Annotated in this window: 17 protein-coding genes; 9 read left to right on the plus strand and 8 right to left on the minus strand. The window is 64.7% G+C overall.

Features of this window, described 5'->3' with window-relative positions:
• Positions 1 to 106: 106 nt before the first annotated feature.
• Positions 107 to 244, minus strand: coding sequence for a YbjQ family protein (locus tag SO140_RS39210; RefSeq protein ID WP_449380919.1), 138 nt, complete (start codon positions 242 to 244; stop codon positions 107 to 109).
• A 123-nt stretch (positions 245 to 367) separates the two neighbouring features.
• Between SO140_RS39210 and SO140_RS39215 the strand changes: the two genes are divergently transcribed.
• From SO140_RS39215 to SO140_RS39250, 8 genes are all read left to right on the plus strand, one after another.
• Positions 368 to 1243 carry a dihydrodipicolinate synthase family protein gene (locus tag SO140_RS39215; RefSeq protein ID WP_449380920.1) on the plus strand — a complete coding sequence of 292 codons (876 nt, stop codon included), beginning with the start codon at positions 368 to 370 and terminating at the stop codon, positions 1241 to 1243.
• Positions 1244 to 1374: 131 nt separating this feature from the next.
• Complete coding sequence (locus SO140_RS39220; protein WP_474802537.1) at positions 1375 to 3699, plus strand: xanthine dehydrogenase family protein molybdopterin-binding subunit; 2325 nt, start codon at positions 1375 to 1377, stop codon at positions 3697 to 3699.
• A gap of 291 nt (positions 3700 to 3990) precedes the next feature.
• Complete coding sequence (locus SO140_RS39225) at positions 3991 to 4599, plus strand: LemA family protein (RefSeq protein WP_449380922.1); 609 nt, start codon at positions 3991 to 3993, stop codon at positions 4597 to 4599.
• A gap of 132 nt (positions 4600 to 4731) precedes the next feature.
• Positions 4732 to 5652, plus strand: coding sequence for a TPM domain-containing protein (locus SO140_RS39230; RefSeq protein ID WP_449380923.1), 921 nt, complete (start codon positions 4732 to 4734; stop codon positions 5650 to 5652).
• Positions 5653 to 5655: 3 nt separating this feature from the next.
• Positions 5656 to 6153 carry a TPM domain-containing protein gene (locus SO140_RS39235; protein WP_449380924.1) on the plus strand — a complete coding sequence of 166 codons (498 nt, stop codon included), beginning with the start codon at positions 5656 to 5658 and terminating at the stop codon, positions 6151 to 6153.
• 359 nt (positions 6154 to 6512) lie between these two features.
• The gene (locus SO140_RS39240; protein WP_474802569.1) at positions 6513 to 7604 is read left to right on the plus strand and encodes a superantigen-like protein SSL4; all 1092 of its coding nucleotides are present in this window, start codon (positions 6513 to 6515) and stop codon (positions 7602 to 7604) included.
• A gap of 94 nt (positions 7605 to 7698) precedes the next feature.
• Complete coding sequence (locus SO140_RS39245; RefSeq protein WP_474802540.1) at positions 7699 to 9234, plus strand: hypothetical protein; 1536 nt, start codon at positions 7699 to 7701, stop codon at positions 9232 to 9234.
• A 23-nt stretch (positions 9235 to 9257) separates the two neighbouring features.
• Positions 9258 to 9425: a hypothetical protein gene (locus SO140_RS39250; RefSeq protein ID WP_449380926.1), complete on the plus strand. Its 168-nt coding sequence runs from the start codon at positions 9258 to 9260 to the stop codon at positions 9423 to 9425.
• A 10-nt stretch (positions 9426 to 9435) separates the two neighbouring features.
• Here SO140_RS39250 and SO140_RS39255 read toward each other — a convergent pair whose 3' ends face one another.
• The 3 genes from SO140_RS39255 to putA form a co-directional block, all read right to left on the minus strand.
• Positions 9436 to 10083, minus strand: coding sequence for a glutathione S-transferase family protein (locus tag SO140_RS39255; RefSeq protein ID WP_474802543.1), 648 nt, complete (start codon positions 10081 to 10083; stop codon positions 9436 to 9438).
• A 178-nt stretch (positions 10084 to 10261) separates the two neighbouring features.
• Positions 10262 to 11467, minus strand: coding sequence for a CaiB/BaiF CoA transferase family protein (locus SO140_RS39260; RefSeq protein ID WP_449380928.1), 1206 nt, complete (start codon positions 11465 to 11467; stop codon positions 10262 to 10264).
• Positions 11468 to 11737: 270 nt separating this feature from the next.
• A complete protein-coding gene (gene putA, locus SO140_RS39265) occupies positions 11738 to 14737 on the minus strand; it encodes a bifunctional proline dehydrogenase/L-glutamate gamma-semialdehyde dehydrogenase PutA (protein WP_474802545.1) in 3000 nt (999 codons plus the stop codon).
• 112 nt (positions 14738 to 14849) lie between these two features.
• On the opposite strand from putA, the gene SO140_RS39270 reads away from it, so the two are divergent.
• Positions 14850 to 15311: an Lrp/AsnC ligand binding domain-containing protein gene (locus tag SO140_RS39270; RefSeq protein WP_474802547.1), complete on the plus strand. Its 462-nt coding sequence runs from the start codon at positions 14850 to 14852 to the stop codon at positions 15309 to 15311.
• A 175-nt stretch (positions 15312 to 15486) separates the two neighbouring features.
• On the opposite strand, the gene SO140_RS39275 is transcribed toward SO140_RS39270, so the two are convergent.
• From SO140_RS39275 to SO140_RS39290, 4 genes are all read right to left on the minus strand, one after another.
• Positions 15487 to 15687 carry a cold-shock protein gene (locus SO140_RS39275; RefSeq protein WP_027527932.1) on the minus strand — a complete coding sequence of 67 codons (201 nt, stop codon included), beginning with the start codon at positions 15685 to 15687 and terminating at the stop codon, positions 15487 to 15489.
• A 210-nt stretch (positions 15688 to 15897) separates the two neighbouring features.
• On the minus strand, positions 15898 to 16200 hold the full coding sequence (gene sorB, locus SO140_RS39280; protein WP_449380931.1) for a SorB family sulfite dehydrogenase c-type cytochrome subunit: 303 nt from the start codon (positions 16198 to 16200) through the stop codon (positions 15898 to 15900).
• Between the two features lie 12 nt (positions 16201 to 16212).
• Positions 16213 to 17412, minus strand: coding sequence for a SorA family sulfite dehydrogenase catalytic subunit (sorA, locus tag SO140_RS39285; protein WP_498543889.1), 1200 nt, complete (start codon positions 17410 to 17412; stop codon positions 16213 to 16215).
• Between the two features lie 333 nt (positions 17413 to 17745).
• A complete protein-coding gene (locus SO140_RS39290; RefSeq protein ID WP_474802550.1) occupies positions 17746 to 19476 on the minus strand; it encodes an adenylate/guanylate cyclase domain-containing protein in 1731 nt (576 codons plus the stop codon).
• Positions 19477 to 19487 lie beyond the last annotated feature (11 nt).

Genomic DNA, 19487 nt, shown 5'->3' on the forward strand with positions numbered 1-19487 from the left:
CGATCTCGCGTTGAATCTCCTTCAATATGCGATTCTCACCCAGCTTGGTCCGTGGATTTCTGACTCAGTAAGATTAGGCCGCAGCGTTTGCTGATTGCCGCACTCGTCAGTGCGCAACGTGCCAGCCGAAAGCTGGCAGCCCCTCGCGTTTCCTGAAGATCGCGTCCTCTACATCGAGTGCGGTGCCGTAGGCCGCGATCTCGCTCACGGTCTGGTCAATCTCCGCGGAATCGAACCGCCTCATCACGATCACGCGGCAAGTGCGTTCACTCGCCGGCTTGCTTGTCGGCCTCACGGGGGCATGTTAGCACCCGCGAAACCATACGGGCGGCCCCGCAACGCCCGACCTGCCGCACGGTTGCCCGACATGCCCGATTTTCACGGTGTCTTCCCCTATCTCGTTTCGCCGGTCGACGCGGACGGCACCGTGCGCACCGGCGTGCTCGCCCGGCTCTGCGACGATCTGATCGGTGCCGGCGTGCATGGGCTGACGCCGCTCGGCTCGACCGGCGAGTTCGCCTATCTCGACGCCGCACAGCGCGCGAGTATCGTGCAGACCACGATCGAGACCGCGAAGGGCCGTGTGCCCGTGGTGGCCGGTGTCGCCTCGACCTCGACCGCCGATGCGGTCGTGCAGGCGAAGGCGTACCAGAAGCTCGGCGCCGACGGCATTCTGGCAATTCTGGAGGCGTACTTCCCGCTCGCCGACGCACAGGTCGAATCCTATTTCCGCAGCATTGCGGATGCCGTGGACATTCCCGTCGTCATCTACACCAACCCGCAATTCCAGCGCTCCGACCTGACGCTCGACGTCATCGCGCGTCTCGCCGAGCACCCGCGCATCGGTTACATCAAGGACGCCTCGACCAACACCGGCCGGCTGCTGTCGATCATGAATCGCTGCGGCGACAAGATCCGCGTGTTCTCGGCTTCCGCACATATTCCAGCCGCGGTGATGCTGATCGGCGGCCTCGGCTGGATGGCGGGTCCGGCCTGCATCATCCCGCGCCAGAGCGTCGCGCTCTACGATCTCTGCAAGGAGGGACGCTGGGATGCAGCCATGGCGCTTCAGCGCAAGCTATGGCGCATCAACGAGGCTTTTGCTCGCTTCAACCTCGCCGCCTGCATCAAGGCAGGGCTGACGATCCAGGGCTACGACGTCGGCGACCCCATTCCGCCACAAGCGGCTCTTTCGCCCGAGCAGCGCAAGGCCGTCGAGGCGGCGTTGCGAGAGGTCGGCTAACTTCCATCCGCGGTTGCCAAGCTCGTGGCATGACGAATTTGCGGGTCCTGCCCGCACAAAACGTCGGCTGGCCTCGTTTGCCTCGATCCGCTAAAAGGCGGCCGCACTTTGAGGCCTAGAGGACAAGCGGAATGAACATTCTTCCCGGTAATTTGCGTTTCGGGGCGGGCAAGCCCGTCAAGCGTTTGGAAGATCAGAGGCTACTCACCGGGAAGGGACAGTTCATCGACGACAAGCCGGAGGACGGCGCGCTGTGGCTGCATGTGCTGCGCTCGCCGCATGCCCACGCGAAGATCGCGTCGATCGACACCAGCGCGGCTACGGCGATGCCTGGTGTAACCGCGATCTACACCGGCGCCGATCTGATCAAGGACAACATTGGCGAGATCCCCACGCTCAACATCTTCAAGCGCCCCGACGGCAAGCCGATGACGGTGCCGCCGCGGCGCCTGCTCGCTCATGAGATCGTGCGCTATGCTGGCGAGGCCGTTGCGGCCGTGGTCGCCACTTCGCGCGTTCTGGCGCAGAGCGCGGCCGAAGCGATCGTCGTCGACTACGACGTGCAGCCTGCGGTCGTCGATCCCGTCGAGGCGGTCAAGCCAGGTGCGCCTGTGGTGTGGCCGGAGGCGCCCGATAACATTGTCGGGGCGATGGCCTACGGCGACGCCGTCAAGGTGGATGAGGCCTTCGCCAAGGCCGCGCATGTGGTCGATCTCGATCTCGTCAGCCAGCGGCTCGTGCCGTCTGCGATGGAGCCGCGCTCGACCATTGCCGAAATCGAGAAGAAGTCCGGCCGGCTTCTCCTGCACGTGCAGTCGCAGACGCCAGCCTCGACCCGCGACGTGCTCGCGGGCGCGGTGCTGAAGCGGCCGATCGAGAGCGTGCGCGTGCTGGTCGGCGACATCGGCGGCGGCTTTGGCCAGAAGACCAACCTCTATCCGGAGGACGGCATCGTTGCCTATGCCGCGACCAAGCTGAACAAAAAGATCCGCTGGCGCGGCGACCGCACCGACGAGTTCGTCGGCGGCACCCATGGCCGCGATCTCACCTCGACCGCCTCTTTCGCGCTCGACGAGAAGGGCAAGGTGCTCGCCTATCGCGTCAAGTCGATCGGCTGCACCGGCGCCTACTCCTCAGGAGCCGCCAACATCATCCCGCTGGTGCTTGGGCCTTTCGTGCAGACTGGCGTCTATGATCTGCCGCTGGTGCATTTCGAGATCAAGACGGTGATGACACACACCGCACCGGTCGGCGCCTATCGCGGAGCGGGCCGGCCGGAGGCGGTATTCATCGTCGAGCGTCTGTTCGACGCTGCGGCGCGAAAAATCGGCATGGATCCCCGCGCGATCCGCAAAGCGAACTACATCAAGCCGGCGCAGCTTCCCTACACCAACGCTGCGGGCCAGGTCTACGATTCCGGCGCCTTTGCACACATGCTCGACCGTGCTGCTAAGCTTGCCGATTGGGATGGCTTTGCCGCGCGCAAGCGCGCCGCGAAGAAGAAGGGCCTGCTCTATGGCCGGGGGCTGACCTCCTACATCGAATGGACCGGTGGGCGCGCGCACACCGAGAAGGTCAGCCTGCACGCGACCTCGCAGGGCCGCGTCATCCTGCATTCCGGCACCATGGCGATGGGGCAGGGATTGCAGACCACCTACACCCAGATGATCTCCGACACGCTCGGCATTCCCCTCGACAAGATCGACGTGGTGCAGGGCGATACCGATCTTGCGACCGGCTTCGGCAGCGTTGGCTCGCGCTCGCTGTTTGTCGGCGGCACGGCGGTGGCGGTCTCCTCGAGCGACCTGATCCAAAAGGCGCGCGAGAAGGCGTCGAACGTACTGGAGACCTCGGTCGAGGACATCGAGTATCAGGGCGGCATGCTCACCGTTGTCGGCACCGACCGCCGCATCAGCCTGTTCGAGATCGCGGAGAAGGAGAGCGGCGCGAAGCTCAGCGTCGATTCCGAAGGCGAGGTCGACGGTCCGAGTTGGCCGAACGGCACGCATGTCTGCGAGGTCGAGATCGATCCGGAAACCGGCGTGTCCCGCGTCGTGCGTTACACCACGGTCGACGACGTCGGCGTCGCGGTGAACCCGATGCTGGTCACCGGCCAGATCCATGGCGGTGTCGCGCAAGGCATAGGCCAGGCGCTCTATGAGGGCGTGGCCTATGATGCCGAAGGCCAGCTCCTGACCGCAAGCTACCAGGACTATTGCATCCCGCGCGCCGACGACGTGCCGCCGATCGAGGTGACGCTCGACGACTCCGCGCCCTGCCGCACCAACCCGCTCGGCGCCAAGGGCTGCGGCGAATCCGGCGCCATCGGCGGCCCGCCCTGCGTCACCAACGGCGTGATGGATGCGCTCGCCGAGCTCGGTATCACCCAGCTCAACACGCCGTTGACCCCGCAAAAGATCTGGCAGGCGATCCGGGACGCGAAGGCGGGAGCGTAGGCGCAACGTCACATTTTACCTCGGCTGTCGCCACAGCCCCAACTCCTCCCGGGGCGCGCGAAGCGCGAGCCCGGGACCCCCGCTGGAGCGCTCGCGCTCGTCGCGCGAATATGTGGCACCAGCAGTAGCCCGGACGGAGCGAAGCGAAAGCCGGGTCCGTCCGTGATTGCTTTCCCCGGATTGCGCTTTGCTCCATCCGGGCTTCGACACCTCCCGCCGCCAGCTCCATCAGCATGTCCTCCGCGAGCGCAATCTGATATCTAGGCTCTCGATTCCACCGGGAGAAATTTCATGCGCAAGATCCTGACAGTGCTGGCGGCGTTCGCCTGCCTCAGCCTGACCAATTGCGGCTACAACGCGATCCAGGGCCAGGACGAGCAGATCAAGGCCAACTGGTCGGAGGTGGTAAATCAGTATCAGCGCCGCGCCGATCTCGTGCCCAATCTCGTCAATTCGGTGAAGGGCTTTGCCCAGCAGGAGAAGGATGTTCTGCTTGGGGTCACCAATGCGCGCGCCAAGGTCGGCAGCATCCAGGCAACGCCGGAGGTGCTCAACGATCCCGCCGCGTTCCAGAAATTCCAGGCCGCCCAGGGCGAGCTTTCCAGCGCGCTGTCGCGTCTGCTCGTCGTCACCGAGAACTATCCGCAGCTCAAATCGGATGCGCTGTTCAAGGACCTGATGTCCCAGCTCGAGGGCACCGAGAATCGCATCACGGTGGCGCGCAACCGCTACATCAAGGCGGTGCAGGATTACAACGTCACCATCCGCTCCTTCCCGACCAACCTCACTGCGATGATGTTCAGCTACAAGGAGAAGCCGAATTTCAGCGTGGAGAACGAGAAGGAGATCTCGACCGCGCCGAAGGTCGATTTCAACCCGGCGCCTGCGCCGTCGAAATAGCGCGTTGGGCCACCAATGCGCGCCACACCCACCGCCGTCATTCCCCGCGAAAGCGGGGAATCCAGTACGCCGCGAGCTCTCCGCATCCCGCCGGCGTCTCCGGGCTACTGGATCGCCCGGTCAAGCCGGGCGATGACAGCGAGCTTGTTGCGCGCCTGTTCTGCCGTCGCACCGCGCGGTGCCTTCCTGCTTGCGTTGCTGTTCAGTTGGGCCTTCGCGGCCGTAGCCGACGTCGCTGTGCCGCAGCTTACGGGGCGCGTCGTCGACCAAACCGGGACGCTGTCGAGCGGCGATGTCGCAACGTTGACCTCGCGCTTGCGAGACTACGAGAACCGCAAGGGCAGCCAGATCGCCGTCCTGATCGTGCCGACCACGCAGCCGGAGACGATCGAGCAGTACTCGATCCGCGTCGCAGACGCCTGGAAGATCGGCCGCAAGAAGATCGACGACGGCGCAATCCTGCTCGTCGCCAAGAACGACCGCCACCTGCGCATCGAGGTTGGCTATGGGCTCGAAGGCGCGCTCACCGACGTGACCTCGCGACGGATCATTGACGAGGTCATCACGCCAAAATTCAGAAGCGGCGACTTCGCCGGTGGCATCTCCGATGGCGTCGATCGCATGATGCGCGTGATCGACGGTGAGCCGTTGCCGGCGCCTCAGCGCAGCACGAGCTTTGCCAGCGACTTGAACGATCTCGGGCCCGTCGCTCCCTTCGCCCTGTTTGCCTCACTGTTCGTCGGCGGCATCCTGCGCACGATCTTCGGCCGACTGCTTGGCTCGGTTGCGACCGGCGGGGTGCTTGCGGCAGTGGCCTGGTTCATGATCGGCTCGGTGGCCCTCGCGATCGGCGTCGGCGCCATCGCCTTCATCCTGGCGTTCATCGCTGATCTCGCTCCGACGTCCGGTCCGGGGAGACGCTATTCGCGCGGCGGCTCCTGGTCGGGCGGTTCCTCGGGGGGCGGCTGGAGCAGTGGCTCATCGAGCGACAGCGGCAGTTTCAGCGGCGGCGGTGGCAGTTTTGGTGGCGGCGGTGCGTCGGGGAGCTGGTAGGTCATGAGCATCAAGCGCATCACCAAGCATCTCCTGCAGCACCATTGGCGTGCCAAACAGGTGTTCACGCCGCAAGTGCTCGACCGGATCGAGCAGGCGATCAAGACAAGCGAGACCACGCACTCTGGCCAGGTCCGCTTCGTCGTCGAAGGGGCGCTTGACGGCAGGCCGCTGTTCCGCAACCAGCCGGCGCGCGAGCGCGCGCTCGACGTCTTTTCCCATCTGAGGATCTGGGACACCGCGCACAACAACGGCGTCCTGATCTACCTCCTGCTCGCCGACCGCGACGTCGAGATCGTCGCCGACCGCGGCATCGATGCAAAGGTCGGCGCTGCGGGTTGGGAAAACATCTGCCGCGACATGGAGGCTGACTTCAGCAACGGCCGTTTCGAGCATGGCGTGATCAAGGGCATCGAAGCGGTGTCGCGTGAACTGGCCAAGCATTTCCCGCCGCAAGGCCCGCATCCCAACGAGCTGCCGGACGAGCCGGTGGTGATGTGATGGAGTTGGACGAGCGCGGCGGGCTCTCTCCAACGTCGTCGTGGCGAAAGCCAGGTCCGCAAGGTGCTTTGCCATCGCAAACGGACGTCCTTGGCGCCTGACGGGACAGTTAAGGCCACGTTAACCGGGGAATTCTGCCAGGCAAACATCACCTTGGCCGGGTATCGAGGGTTGGTCCGTTCGTCCCGAACGCAATTTTGCGCTTGGCCTGCCACGCCGGTTCCATGATCCCGGCCCAATTCGGCCCCGGATGAGTTCCTAAAATTTCGGTAAGCGGGTCCGAGGGTAAGGATTTCGCAAGCAATGAAAGTTACCAAAAGGTCAACCTTGACTGGAGTATTTGAGCCGTGAGCGAAGCAATGCCCGAACCGGCTGCTGAACTGCAGCCCGCCGAGGTTTCGTCGGAGGCTGGCCTTTCGTCGGAGGCCGGCTTGGAGACGCGCGCCGAGGCCCCGTCAATTGCGCCCGACCATGAGGCGCCCAAGCCGGATGCCCCGATGCCGGATGCCCCCAAGGCCGAGGCGCCGAAGGTTGAACCACCCAGGCTGGTGGTGCCCAAGCTCGACGCGTCCAATCCGGAGGAGCCCAAGCCGGAAGAATCCAAGCCGGACGCAGAGCCCAAGCTCCAAGAATCCAAACTCCACGAATCCAAGGCTGAGCTGAAGCCCGGCAAGCTGATTGTCATGGCGCCCTCAGACCACGCCTGGGATCGCGCGCAGTCGGAGGTCAAGCCGGAGGCGAGGGACACGGGCGACAAGCGCCGGTTCTCGGCGATGGCCGCCGTCGTCGCGCTTGCGGCCCTTGTCGGCGCGATCAGCGGCGCGCTCGCGACCGCCGGCGTCATGCACTTTGCGCCTAATCAGACGCAAGCAGCGGCACCGGTTGCCGACACCAGCGCGCTGGAAGCCTCCGTCGCGCGGATCGATGCCGATGTCGTCGCGCTGAAGGCCGGCCTTGATCACACCTCGAAGTCCGCGACCGGCCAGTTCAACAAGACCAGCGATCGCCTCGACAAGCTCGAGAAAGCGCAGGCCGAACCTGCTGCCAGGCTCGCAAAACTGTCCGAGGCCGTAGACAAGCTGCGCTCGGCACAGGCTCCCGCGCCCGCGCAGACGACTGCTGCGAAGGAGATCACGGGCTCGATCGCCCCGGCTCAGGTCGCCGCCGCGACGCCCGCACCAGTGCCGGCCACGCCGCCACAAACCCTCTCGGCACAGGCCGCCGCGCTGGCCGCAGCGCCGCCGAAGCCCGAGGTCGGCCGGCTGCCGACGGTCGAGGGTTGGCACCTGCGCGACGTTGCCAATGGCGGCGCGCTGATCGAGGGCCGCTCGGGCCTCTATGAGGTCTATGCCGGCGACCCCGTGCCGGGTCTCGGCCGGATCGATGCGATCCGCCGCCAGGATGGCCGCTGGGTCGTCGTCACCAGCAAAGGTCTGATCGTCGCGCGCTAAGCCGAGTGCTTCCGAACTCGAGGAAAGGCGCTTCACCGCGATGTGAAGCGCCTTTTTGCTTGAATAGGCCGAGCGCGGCGGTGTTAGTGGAGACATGAGCCATCGCGTTTTGCGCATTCTCGTTGCCCTCGTCGCGCTGTGCGGCGGCGCGCTGCCGCTGCCTGCCGCGGAGAACGCAGGCCTCGAGCGCGGCACCGCGATCACCGATCCGCAGCAACTCGGCATGCTCGATCAGCACGATGTGCTGACGATCTCACGGCTGTTGTGGCCGGAGCGGAACGCGAATTTCCCGCTCACGTCAGACATGCTGTTCTCATCGTTGCCGCAGCTTGCACAGATACGCCCCGCCATCGACGCCGAGTTCGAGCGTTACATCGCACGGCACAAGGCGAAGGCGCCTGACGAGACCATCGGCGTCGGCGACGACTTCGACGTTCAACTGTTCGACCGCTCCAATCTCAACTCCCGCGATACGCGCTTCGTGCTGGCGGGCATCGTCAACCGGATGGACCGCGCCTATGTCTCGGAGGGTTCCTGCGGCGAAATCCGGCTGATCTACCGGCTGGCGCGCTTCGAACCAAAGCAGGAGGGCGACAAGGCGGCTACGCGCCTGCCGATGACGCTCAACTTCATCCTCAAGGCCAGGCATGACGGGCAGGTTGGCCCCAACGGCAAGCCCACGACCTGCTCGGATATCGCCCGCCGATGGCTCGCCAACGACAAGCCGCTGGATCTCGTCGAGCAACGTTCGTTTCCGGACGATGCAATGCTCGACCGCATCGAGACCAACACCCAGATTGCATTCATGCCGAAATCGGCGCGCCACGAATTCCGAACCGACTATCTCCTGAAGGTTTTCAAGTATAATGCGGACACCAAGGTCTTCGAGGAGTCTACGCTGGAGAACCAGATCGACCGCGATCGTATCCTCAGCGATGACGCGCTCAGGCATGATTTCAGGGACTGGCTGCTTGCCCCCGAGCATTTTAGCGAGTTCGATCGCGGCACGGTGCTGATCCCGGAAAAATTCCTTGCCAGAGCCGCGATCGCGCCGACGCCGGCGGGGCTCGATGCATCGGCGCTGCAGCCGGAATTCGGCCTGATGCAGGGCGAGGGCAAAGCCGATGGCGTTGTCACCGACAGCGACGTGGTCGGCGTGCTGAAGGCTGCCGCCGAGCGCGGTATCGGCTTGCAGAATATCCGCTCGGTTGCGGGCTTCCAGCGCCGGCTCAACGACATCACCTGCGCCGGCTGCCACCAGACCCGCGGCATCGGCGGCTTCCATTTCCCGGGCGTCGACTGGCTCGCGGACAAGCCGTCCACAATCGTGCCGGCCTCGCCTCATTTCTTCGGCGACCAGGTTCGCCGCCGCGATATCCTGACCGCATTCGCCGAGGGGCGGCGCCCCGACTTCTCGCGCGGCTTCGCCAGCCGGCCGCAGCTTCGCGGCAGGGCCGAGCTTACGGGAACCGAATATCAGGACGGTTGGGGCGCCCATTGTTATTTGCAACCGTCGGGATCGGCCGGCGCCGACAAGAGTTTTACGTCATGGACCTGTGGTAAAGGTCTGGCCTGTCAGGCCGCTGCGACTTCGACCCGCATCGGCATGTGCTTTGTGAAGACGCGTTAATCGAAGCGACATTTGGATGACCGATGACGGACAGCAGCGAAGCCAACAAGCAGCGCAATCGCGAAATCGCGCGTAACGAGGAAGCCAAGCAGATCACTGGCAGCATCCGGGTCAGCACCTGGGCTGTTGCGGTCGCCATCGTGATCGGCGCGGTGGTGTTCGCACTCATCTGGATCGCGGCGCGGTCGTAGTTCCTCTCAGTCAGGACGCGTAATGCGTCAGCCGTTTCCCGGGCAGCAGATCATATGCCGATTGCCAAGCGGGCAGTGCGGCCATGCGGCCGAGCCAGGCGTGGATGGCCGGATGGCTTTCTCCGAAATCGTAGCCGTGCTCGTTGCTCGGATAATGCAGATAGGCCATCATTGAAATGTCGGCGACCGTCGGTTTCTCGCCGATCGCGAACGCGCTGCGGGCGAGATGCTGATCGAGAATGCCGAGGAAGTCGTCGAGCCGCCGGCGGAAATGTTTCAGCACCTGCGGGTCGCCATTCGGCGTGAATGTCCGCATGAAGCGATAGGTTGCCATGTAGCCGGTGAGCTTGTGGTTGTCCCAGAACAGCCAGCGCAGCAGCTCGAATTTCTCCTCGGCCGTTGCACCGCCGAAGCGGTCATATTGCTCGGATAGTTTCAGCAGGATCGGCGCAGTCTGCGTCATCTTCACGCCGTCGATCTCCAGCACTGGAATCTCGCCCATCTCGTTGACCGTTTGTCGCCACTCCTGAGTGCGTGTGACGCCGCCGGCAAAGTCGGTCCAAACGGACTCGAAGGTCTCACCGCACAGTGTGAGCATCAGCGCCAGCTTGTAGCTGTTGCCGGATTCGGGGAAGTAGTGCAGGCGATAGCTGGGCATGGGACCTCACTGCAACGCAGGTTCGCTTGGTTGTCGTTATACCGAGATCGTCCCGCGTCGTCATTGCGAGCGAAGCGAAGCAATCCAGCAATGCATCCACGGAAGCGAACTACCCAGCCAACATCGTCCCGGTTTCGCCGGGACGACAGCGGTGAACGTTGCGCTGGCGTGTCGCCCCTTACGCAACCGCCCCCGACGCGCGCAGCGTCTTGATCGTTGCCTCGTCGTATCCTGCCTGGCGCAAGATCGCGTCGCTGTGCTCGCCGACTTCAGGCGGCTTGCGCGGCTGGACCTTTCTCGTACCGTCGATCCAGATCGGGCTGTTGATCGTCAACATGGTGTCGTTCTCGAAGGGCACCAGCACCTCGTTGTCGATCATCTGCTGGTCACTGGGGATGTCATCGAGAATCCCGACCACACCGAACACCAGCCCGTTGCCGTCGAGGATCTTACGCCATTCGGCGAGATCCTTGGTGGCGAATACCTCGTCGAAAATCCTGATCAGCTCCACCGAGCGCGCATGGCGATCCGGCTTGGTGGCAAAGCGTGGGTCGGCGATCAGATCCTCCCGTCCCATGCAGCGGGCGAGCGTCGGCCACTGCCGATCCTCGCTCAGCAGCGAGAGGATGATCCAGCGGCCATCCTTGCACTGGTAGTGATTGGTCACCGCGTTCAGCGCGCGCTCGCGCGGCCGCCGCTCACCGAACCTGGCGCCGCAGAGTTTTGCCTGCGCCAGAACGCTCGCGGCCCACACGCCGTTCGCCATCAGATTGGAGGCGACATGCGCGCCCTTGCCGGTCTTCTCACGCTGGTAGAGCGCGGTGACGATCGCGCTATAGAGCGCCATGGCGCAGGGGTGGTCGCCCATGCCGGCGACCGAGCGGGCCGGCGTGGTATGAATGTCGGCGCGTACGAGGTCCATCAGCCCAGAGCGCGCCCAATAAGCGTTGCTGTCGAAGCCGGGCTTGTTGGCCTCTTCGCCCTTCTCGCCGTAACCGGTGAAGGAGGCGTAGATCAGCCGCTCGTTCAGGTGCGCGAGATGGTCAAAGGTGATGCCGAGCCTTGAGCGCACCTGCGGCGGCATGTTGGTGATGAAGACGTCGCTCTCGGCGACCAGCTTGTAGAGCACGGCCTGCGCGTCCGGCTTGGTGAGGTCGAGCGCGAGGCTCTTCTTGTTGCGCGCCTCCAGGAGCCAGGCGAAATTGTGCTCGCTTGCGGGATAGCCTGGCAGGTTCGGCAGATTACGGTAAGGATCGCCCATGCCGGGCGGCTCGATCTTGATGACGTCGGCGCCGAAATCCGACAGCACGGTCGCGGCAGCGGGCGCCGCGATGAAGCTCGCGCAATCCAAAACCTTCAGGCCGTCGAAAATGCCCTTCTGCATCGTGCCGCCGCTCCCGCTCTTCTTATTTCCCGCACGCTGGAATTCGTGCGTTCTAACCATTCAATCATTTGACTGATGTTTTTGCGGGATGCAACGGCATGCGGGTCATCGTAGAGCTGCGCTGGCCGCAGCTGTTAGTTCCGTCATCCTGAGGTGCAGGCGCGTAGCGGAGGCCTCGAAGGATTAACGGCCGGGCTGCAGCCGGGCCGTCGCCCTTCGAGGGCCACTTCGCGGCCGCCTCAGGGTGACGGTGACAGAGCTAGCTCGGAGCTACTCCTCGCCCGCGAGCAGGGCAGCGTTGCCGCCGGCAGCGGCGGTGTTGATGGTGACGGTCTGTTCGGTGGCGAAGCGCGCCAGATAATGCGGGCCGCCGGCCTTGGGGCCGGTTCCGGAAAGGCCGTTGCCGCCGAACGGCTGCACGCCGACCACGGCGCCGATCATGTTGCGGTTGACGTAGACATTGCCGACCGACAGCCGTTCGACGATAACATCGACTGTGTCGTCGATGCGCGAGTGGACGCCAAGCGTGAGCCCATAGCCGGTGCGCTCGATCGCAGCCAGCACGCGCTCGAGGTTTTCAGCGCGGTAGCGCACGACATGCAGGACAGGGCCAAACACCTCCTCGGTAAGCGGCCCGCTATCAGCGAGCTCGAAAATATGCGGCGCCACGAAGCAGCCCTCGGGCACGCTGCCTGCAAAATGCAGCCGCGCCTCGGTCTTCATTCGGGCAATGTGTGCGTCGAGCCGCTGCTTGGCATCGCGGTCGATGACCGGTCCGATATGGGTCGCAACGTCACTGGGGTTGCCGATCTTCAACTCGCGCGCGGCGCCAGCGATCATCTCGATCATGCGGTCAGCGACGTCCTCCTGCACGAACAGGAGCCGCAGTGCCGAGCAGCGCTGGCCGGCAGAACGAAATGCTGAGGTGACGACGTCGTCGGCGACCTGTTCGGGAAGGGCGGTCGCATCTGCGATCATGGCATTGATGCCGCCGGTCTCCGCGATCAGCGGCACGATGGGACCATCCTTGGCGGCGAGCGTCCGGTTGATGGATCTTGCGACCTCGGTCGAGCCGGTGAACACGACGCCGGCGATATCGGGATGCGCGGTCAGCGCGGCGCCGATCCGGCCATCGCCAGTGACGAGCTGCAGCGCATGTGCGGGAACGCCGGCCTCGTGCAGCAGCCGCACGGCGTCGCGCGCAATCCGTGGCGTCTGCTCGGCGGGCTTTGCCACCACGCTGTTGCCGGCCATCAGCGCCGCCGTCACCTGGCCGAGAAAGATCGCGAGTGGAAAATTCCACGGCGAGATCGCGACGAACACGCCGCGGCCACGCAGGGCCAGCACATTGCTCTCGCCCGTGGGGCCTGGCATCGCCTCGCCGGCGCTGAATAGCTTTCGGCCCTGCGCGGCGTAGTAGCGGCAGAAGTCGGCGGCTTCGCGCAGCTCTGAGAGCGCGTCATCGAGTGTCTTGCCGCCCTCGCGCTGGAGCAGCGCGATGAAGTAGGGTACCCGCTGCTCCAGGAGATGCGCGGCCTGCTCCAGCGCTGCTGCGCGGGTGCCAGCGGACGTCCGGCTCCAGGCCGCAAACCCCGTGCGCGCTGCTGCGAGAGCTGCGTTGGCCTGCTCGGACGTGGAGTCGGCGATAGGCTTGAGATCGGTTGGCTCGGCCGCGATGTCGGCCAGCAGGCGATCGAGTGCGGCCCGCTCGCCGAACTCGACGCCGCGTGAATTGCGCCGCTCCGGCGCGAACAGCTCGCGCGGCAGCGGGATCTTCGGGTGATGGGCTGCTTGCGGCTTGGCGATGATGTCAGCGGGGCGTTGCAACAGGGCGGTCATCGCCACGCGGTAGTCGGCGGCCAGCGCCACGAAGGACGAGTTGGCGCCGTTCTCCAGCAGCCGGCGCACGAGATAAGCGAGCAGGTCGCGATGGCTGCCGACTGGCGCATAGGTGCGGCAGGCGAGTTTTGGGTAATCCCGTGCGAGCTGCTCGTAGAGCGCCTCGCTCATGCCGTGCAGGCGCTGGAACTCGTATTCCCCGCTATCGCCGGCAAGCTCCAGCACGGTCGCAACGGTCAACGCGTTGTGGGTCGCAAATTGCGGGAAGATGCGCGGCCGCAATGCGAGCAGCTTCGAGGCGCAGGCGACGTAGTTGAGGTCCGTCATCGCCTTGCGGGTGAAGACCGGATAGCCGTCGAGCCCGCGCTCCTGCGCGCGCTTGATCTCGGTATCCCAATAGGCGCCCTTGACCAGCCGCACCATGAGCTTGCGATGATGCGCGCGGGCGAGGCCATCGACATAGTCGATCACGGTGGACGCGCGCTTCTGATAGGCCTGGATGGCGAGGCCAAAGCCGTCCCAGCCGGCGAGCGAGGGATCGGCCAGCGTCGCCGCGATCACGTCGAGCGAGAGCTCCAGCCGGTCGGCTTCCTCGGCATCGACGGTGAAGTTGAGGTCATGGGCCTTGGCGCGCCGGGCCAGATCCAGGAGCTGCGGGACCAGCTCCGCCATCACCCGATCGTGGCTGATCGCCTCGAAGCGCGGATGCAGCGCCGAGAGTTTGACGGAAATGCCGGGACGGTCAGGCAGAGGACGTTCGCCCGCTGCCTTGCCGATGGTCTCGATAGCACTCGCATAGGCGTCGAAATAGCGCTTGGCGTCAGAGGCGGTGCGCGCGCCTTCGCCGAGCATGTCGAAGGAGTAGCGCGGCTGCTCGCCGGAGCGGGGCCGGGCACGCTCCAGCGCCTGCTCGATGGTCTCGCCCAGCACGAAATGGTTGCCCATCAGCCGCATCGCCTGCCGGGTCGCTGCGCGCACGGCGGGAGCGCCCAGCCGCTTCACGAGCCGGCCGATGGTGCCGTCCGGCGTCTCGCCCGGCTGGATCACCCGCGCCGAGAGGCCGAGCGCCCAAGCCGAGGCGTTGACCAGGAACGCGCTGGATTTCGTTTCGTGGTGGACGAAATCGCCCTCGCCGAGCTTGTCCTCGATGAATTGGTCGGCGGTGCGGGCGTCCGGCACGCGGAGCAGGGCCTCGGCCAGCACCATCAGCGCCAAGCCCTCCTTGGTCGAGAGCGCGAACTCGCGCAGCATGTCCTCGACCCCGCCGAGCCGGTCGTCACGCTTGCGGACAGCCTCGATCAGCCGCGTGGCGGTGCGGTCGATCCGCGCCTCTTGGGGAGGGGCGAGGTGCGCGTTGCGCAACAGCGGTGCGGCTATCTCGGCATCATCGGGCGCGAAGGGCGCGCTGAAGGGGGAGGAAATGTTCGGCATGGCATGTCCTGTCTGGCCTCCAAGCTAATCCCCACGCTGCCGTAGTTCGATAGACAAGATAGCGATTTTGCCTTAGATAATAAAGCTACTAGGCAAAAATTCCGTGATAAGTATGGATCTCGATAAAATCGACCGGAGAATCCTCTCAATTTTGCAGGAGGATGGGCGTATAGCCAATGTCGAGCTCGCCGAGCGCATCGGCCTGTCGCCGACCTCGATCGGCGAGCGGCTGAAGCGGCTCCAGCGCGAAGGGGTCGTCGAAGGCTATGGCGCCCGGCTCAATCCGCACCGCCTGGGGCTCGGCCTCCTGGTGTTCGTCGAGGTGCTGCTCGACAAGACCACGCCTGACAATTTCGAGCGGTTTGCGCGCGCGGTGAAGCTCGCACCCGAGGTGCTCGAATGTCACATGGTTGCCGGCGGATTCGATTATCTCGTGAAGGCGCGCCTTCCCGACATGGCCGCGTATCGGCGCTTTCTCGGCGAGACCTTGCTGTCGATGCCGGGCGTGCGCGAGACGCGCACCTATGCGGTGATGGAGGAGATCAAGCGCGACGCACCCTTGCCTGTCGGCTGAATCCTGCTGTCGCGATTGTCATCGAGGTTGTGTCGATCAGGGGTCTCTAGGCGCAAAAAAAGCCTACCCTCGCGCAATCGCAACGCCTGTCGTCGAATGCACTTGACCGTCTTCTAAAATTTTTTTGGCCCGTGCTCCCGGATGCGATCCGGGAGGCGGCGAAATGCCGGAGGGCTTATACTTTGAGGTTTTCTGCGGACGTCTTGCCCCGGTTTGCGATCTCTTCATATTCCACCGTCTGACCTTCGTTCAGGGTGGACAGACCGGCTTTCTGCACTGCCGAGATATGCACGAACACATCCTTGCCTCCCGACGCAGGCTGGATGAACCCATAACCCTTTGTCGGGTTGAACCACTTGACCGTACCTTTGGGCATCACGTCTTCTCCGCGGGACTTTCCTCCACAAGCACGAGCCGCCAGTCCCCGCAAACCGGCCGGCTCGGTCGAAGCAGGATACACCGGAATCTTACGGGCTTGGTAGCTCAAACCATGCCGGTATTCTGCGGAAATTCGCTCAACTTCGCGGCGTTTTTGCCGATTTTGCCCGTTTCGCGGTCATTTGGCTGGCCGGCGGCCGGCGGCCCGTCAATAGGTCGCGGCGAGATAGTCGACGATCTTGCCGACATCGGTATCGTCGATTGGCGCGCCATAGACCTTGATCATCTTGGTTACTTCGGCCTGCCAGAAGCCCTTCTTGTCCTCCATTGGTGGCTGGGTGTTGACGTAATCGGCCGAGTGACAGGCCGTGCAGTTGTTCTTGACCACGTCGAGATTGGGCCCGGGCTTGAAGGCGGCGACCTCGTCCGGATTCTGGTAGCCGATGGGGGCGGCGGTGACAGCGCCAATGCCGGCCGCGAGAGTGAGCGTGAGGAGAACGGTGCGGTTCATCGTTATTCTCCTTCAGGCGACCGTGGCGCGGACGGTTTCGACGACGTTGCGCAAATAGCCGGCCGGGTTCCAGCGCGGCGTGTCCGGCTGGGTTTCGCCGCCATTGCTGGTCGCGCGCACCTTCAGCTCGACCGGGCCGGCCGCGAGCTTCACCGGCAGCTTCCATTCGCGGAAGGAGTATTTGCCGAGATCCTTGCCGAGCTTGGCCTGCGTCCAGGTCTTCCCGCCGTCGATCGAGACCGACACCTCCTTGATGCCCTTGCCGCCGTCGAAGGCGATGCCGCGCAGTGTCGTGCGGCCGGCCTTCAGCTTGGCGCCGTCGGCGACGCTGGTGATGAAGGAGCGGATGGTGAACCGGTTGATCGGGATCGTCGCCTTCGGTGCCGTGCCAGGCTCGATCGCATTGTTGGGCGTGTCCGGAATGCGATAGGCCGACTTCATCCAGAAGCCGTCGTAGACATTGTCGATAACGGTGATCTCGTTGAGGTGCTTGACCCAGTAGGTGCCGTAATAGCCGGGCACGATGAGGCGCAAAGGGAAGCCGTTGAGGAACGGCAGGTCCTCGCCGTTCATGCCATAGGCCAGCATCACCTCGCCGTCGGTTGCGTGATCGAGATCGAGCGCCTTGACGAAATCAGGCGTCTTGTCGCTGACCGGGCCGTCCATGCCGCCAAAGGTGACTTGTTTGCCGCCGGCCTGCACGCCGGCCATGTCGAGGAGAGTCTTCAGCGGCACGCCGCGCCAGCGTGCATTGCCCATCGCACCGTTGCCGAGTTGGCCGCCGGCGACGCGCGGATCAGAGAAGCCGCGGCTGTTGCCGGAGCATTGGTTGACGGCGACGATCTCGGTCGCCTTCATCTTGCAGATGTCTCTTAGGGACAGTTTCAGCGGCTTGTCGACCTTGCCCCTGACCTCGAGCGTGAACTTGTCGGGGTCGACATTGTAGGGCAGGTCCGACAGGTGATAGCGGACGAAGAACGCGTTGTTCGGCGTCAGCGGGCCGTCGTTGAAGATCGCGAACGGTGTCTCGAGTTGCGGAGGCCGGCTGGTCAGGCCGATCATCGACCGCTTCTGCGGATATTTTACCAGCGATCGCTCGCCATTGGCGAAGGGCAGGGTGACAGTGTCCACTGCCAGCGCCCTGGTCGAGCTCAGTGTGGCCGCCATTGCGGCAAGTCCCGCTCCCTTGAGCAGGTCGCGTCTGTCGATCATCGTCTCCCTCCGGAGCATTTCGGTTGAGTCAACGGTCATCACCGCTGACCTCGCGATCATCTGTCGCATCGGCGGGTGCGAAGTCAATTCGTGCTTTCGCAGCGTCAGCAGGACGCTGCATCGCAGCAGGCCGGTGTTACGCGGCGGCGAGATGGAATCGAGTTGTAGCCGCGGCGACGGTGCACTCCACCTCTCCCGCTTGCGGGAGAGGTCGGCGCGAAGCGCCGGGTGAGGGCTCTCTCCTCTTGGGGATTGTCCCGATGCGGAGATACCCTCTCCCCAACCCTCTCCCGCAAGCGGGAGAGGGAGCTCACTTCCCGTGTGGTTCGGGCCTTACGCTGCGGCGCGCTCGTCGCGGTCGACGAGGCCAGCGAGCTGCCGTGCATCGGCGATGACGCGTACAACCATCGGTTCGTCGCGGCCGCGGATCGCGACCTCCTGCTGCGGCAGCGCGTCCTCGGCAAGACCCGCGGTTTGGCGGACCTCATCGGAGGCGATGGCCTCGCAGGCGAGCGTCTTGGTCATGTCCTGCAGGCGCGCCGCGACATTGACGGCGTCACCGAGCGCGGTGAACACGATGTGATCGCGATAGCCGATGTCGCCGATGATCACCTCGCCGCCATGAATGCCGATGCCGAAGCGGATCGGCTGGCGCAGGTCATGGCTCAGGAGCTCATTGAGCTCGTCGACGTGGCTGGCGATGCTGCCAGCCGCGCGCAGCGCCTGGCGGCAGGCGGTTTGCGGATTGGCCGACAGGCCAAACAGCGCGAGCATGCCGTCGCCGACGAACTGGTTGGGCTGGCCGCCATTCTCGATCACGGCCTGCGAAACCGCTCCTAGGAAGCGGTTGACGATGAAGACCGTGTCGAACGGCAGCCGCTTCTCGGCGAGCTGGGTCGAGCCTCGCATGTCTACGAACAGGCTGACGAGATAGCGCTCCTGGCCAATCCGCGCGGGCCCTGAACCTTCCGTGCTTGCCGTGGTGTGCGGCGTGAACAATTGGAAGAAGGAGAGATCGCAGGTGGGCCGCAGCTGGCAGGCGAGGCGAATGGATGGATCGGTGGTGCCGACACGCGCAAGCACGAAGGCCTCGCGCTGCGACGGCTCGGGGAGGATGCCATGATCGCCGATCACGCGGATGCGGCAGGTCGAGCAGCGCGCGCGGCCGCCGCAGACGCTGGCATGCGGCACGTTGTGGCGCAGGCTCGCCTCCAGCACGGACAGGCCCTTTGGCACGCGCACCGTCTTGCCGTTGCCGTAGGAGAGCGCGATCATGCCACCACGGCGCTCGCGCAAGCCCCGCACGCCGCGCGCGAGCAGCACGATGCCGAGCAGGCCGAGATAGCTTATGGTCAGCCCGCCGGTGATGCGATCAAGCGTGCTGGCCTGCGCGACGGTGCCGACCTGGCGCTGGGTCAGATTGGCCGCGCGCCAGTCCGCATCGTCGCCGTCGGCGGTGACGCTGCGTCCGCCCTGGTAGATGCCGAGCATCGCCAGCGTCGGGATCAGCACGGCCGCCGAGAGCAGCCAGGGCGCGGCGCGCTGAAAGAACGGCTTCATACGCAGCCAGAAATAGAGCCCGATGCAGCCATGGATCCAGGCGACGATGAGCAGGATCGTCATCTGCCATAGCCGGGCGGAGGAGGCGACGAAGAACAGGTAGAGCTCCTGCGGATAGAGCTTCTCGTGACCGTAGACGGTGTGGCCAAGCCGCACGCCGATCAGATGCGCCATCACCAGCGCCGGGATGCTGAGGCCCAGCACGAGCTGGAGCGGCTCGACGGTCTTCCAGCGGAACTGCCGGCGCTGATAGAGCGCGAAGACGCCGAGCCCGGCATGCACCAGTGCCGCGGTGTAGAACAGGATCGCGACCGGCAGGAACTGCCAGAACAGGACGTGGTAGTAGACGCCCGCCTGCATGGCCTCGACCGAGATATTGCCGAGCGCATGATTGAGGAAGTGGCTGACCACATAGGAAAACAGGATGACGCCGCAGACGAGCCGCACCTGGCGAACGCCGGTGCCGCGGAACTGTTCGGAAAATCGTGCGAGAGTGGTTGCCATGATTCGGTTTG

Source organism: Bradyrhizobium sp. UFLA05-108, from assembly GCF_059803455.1.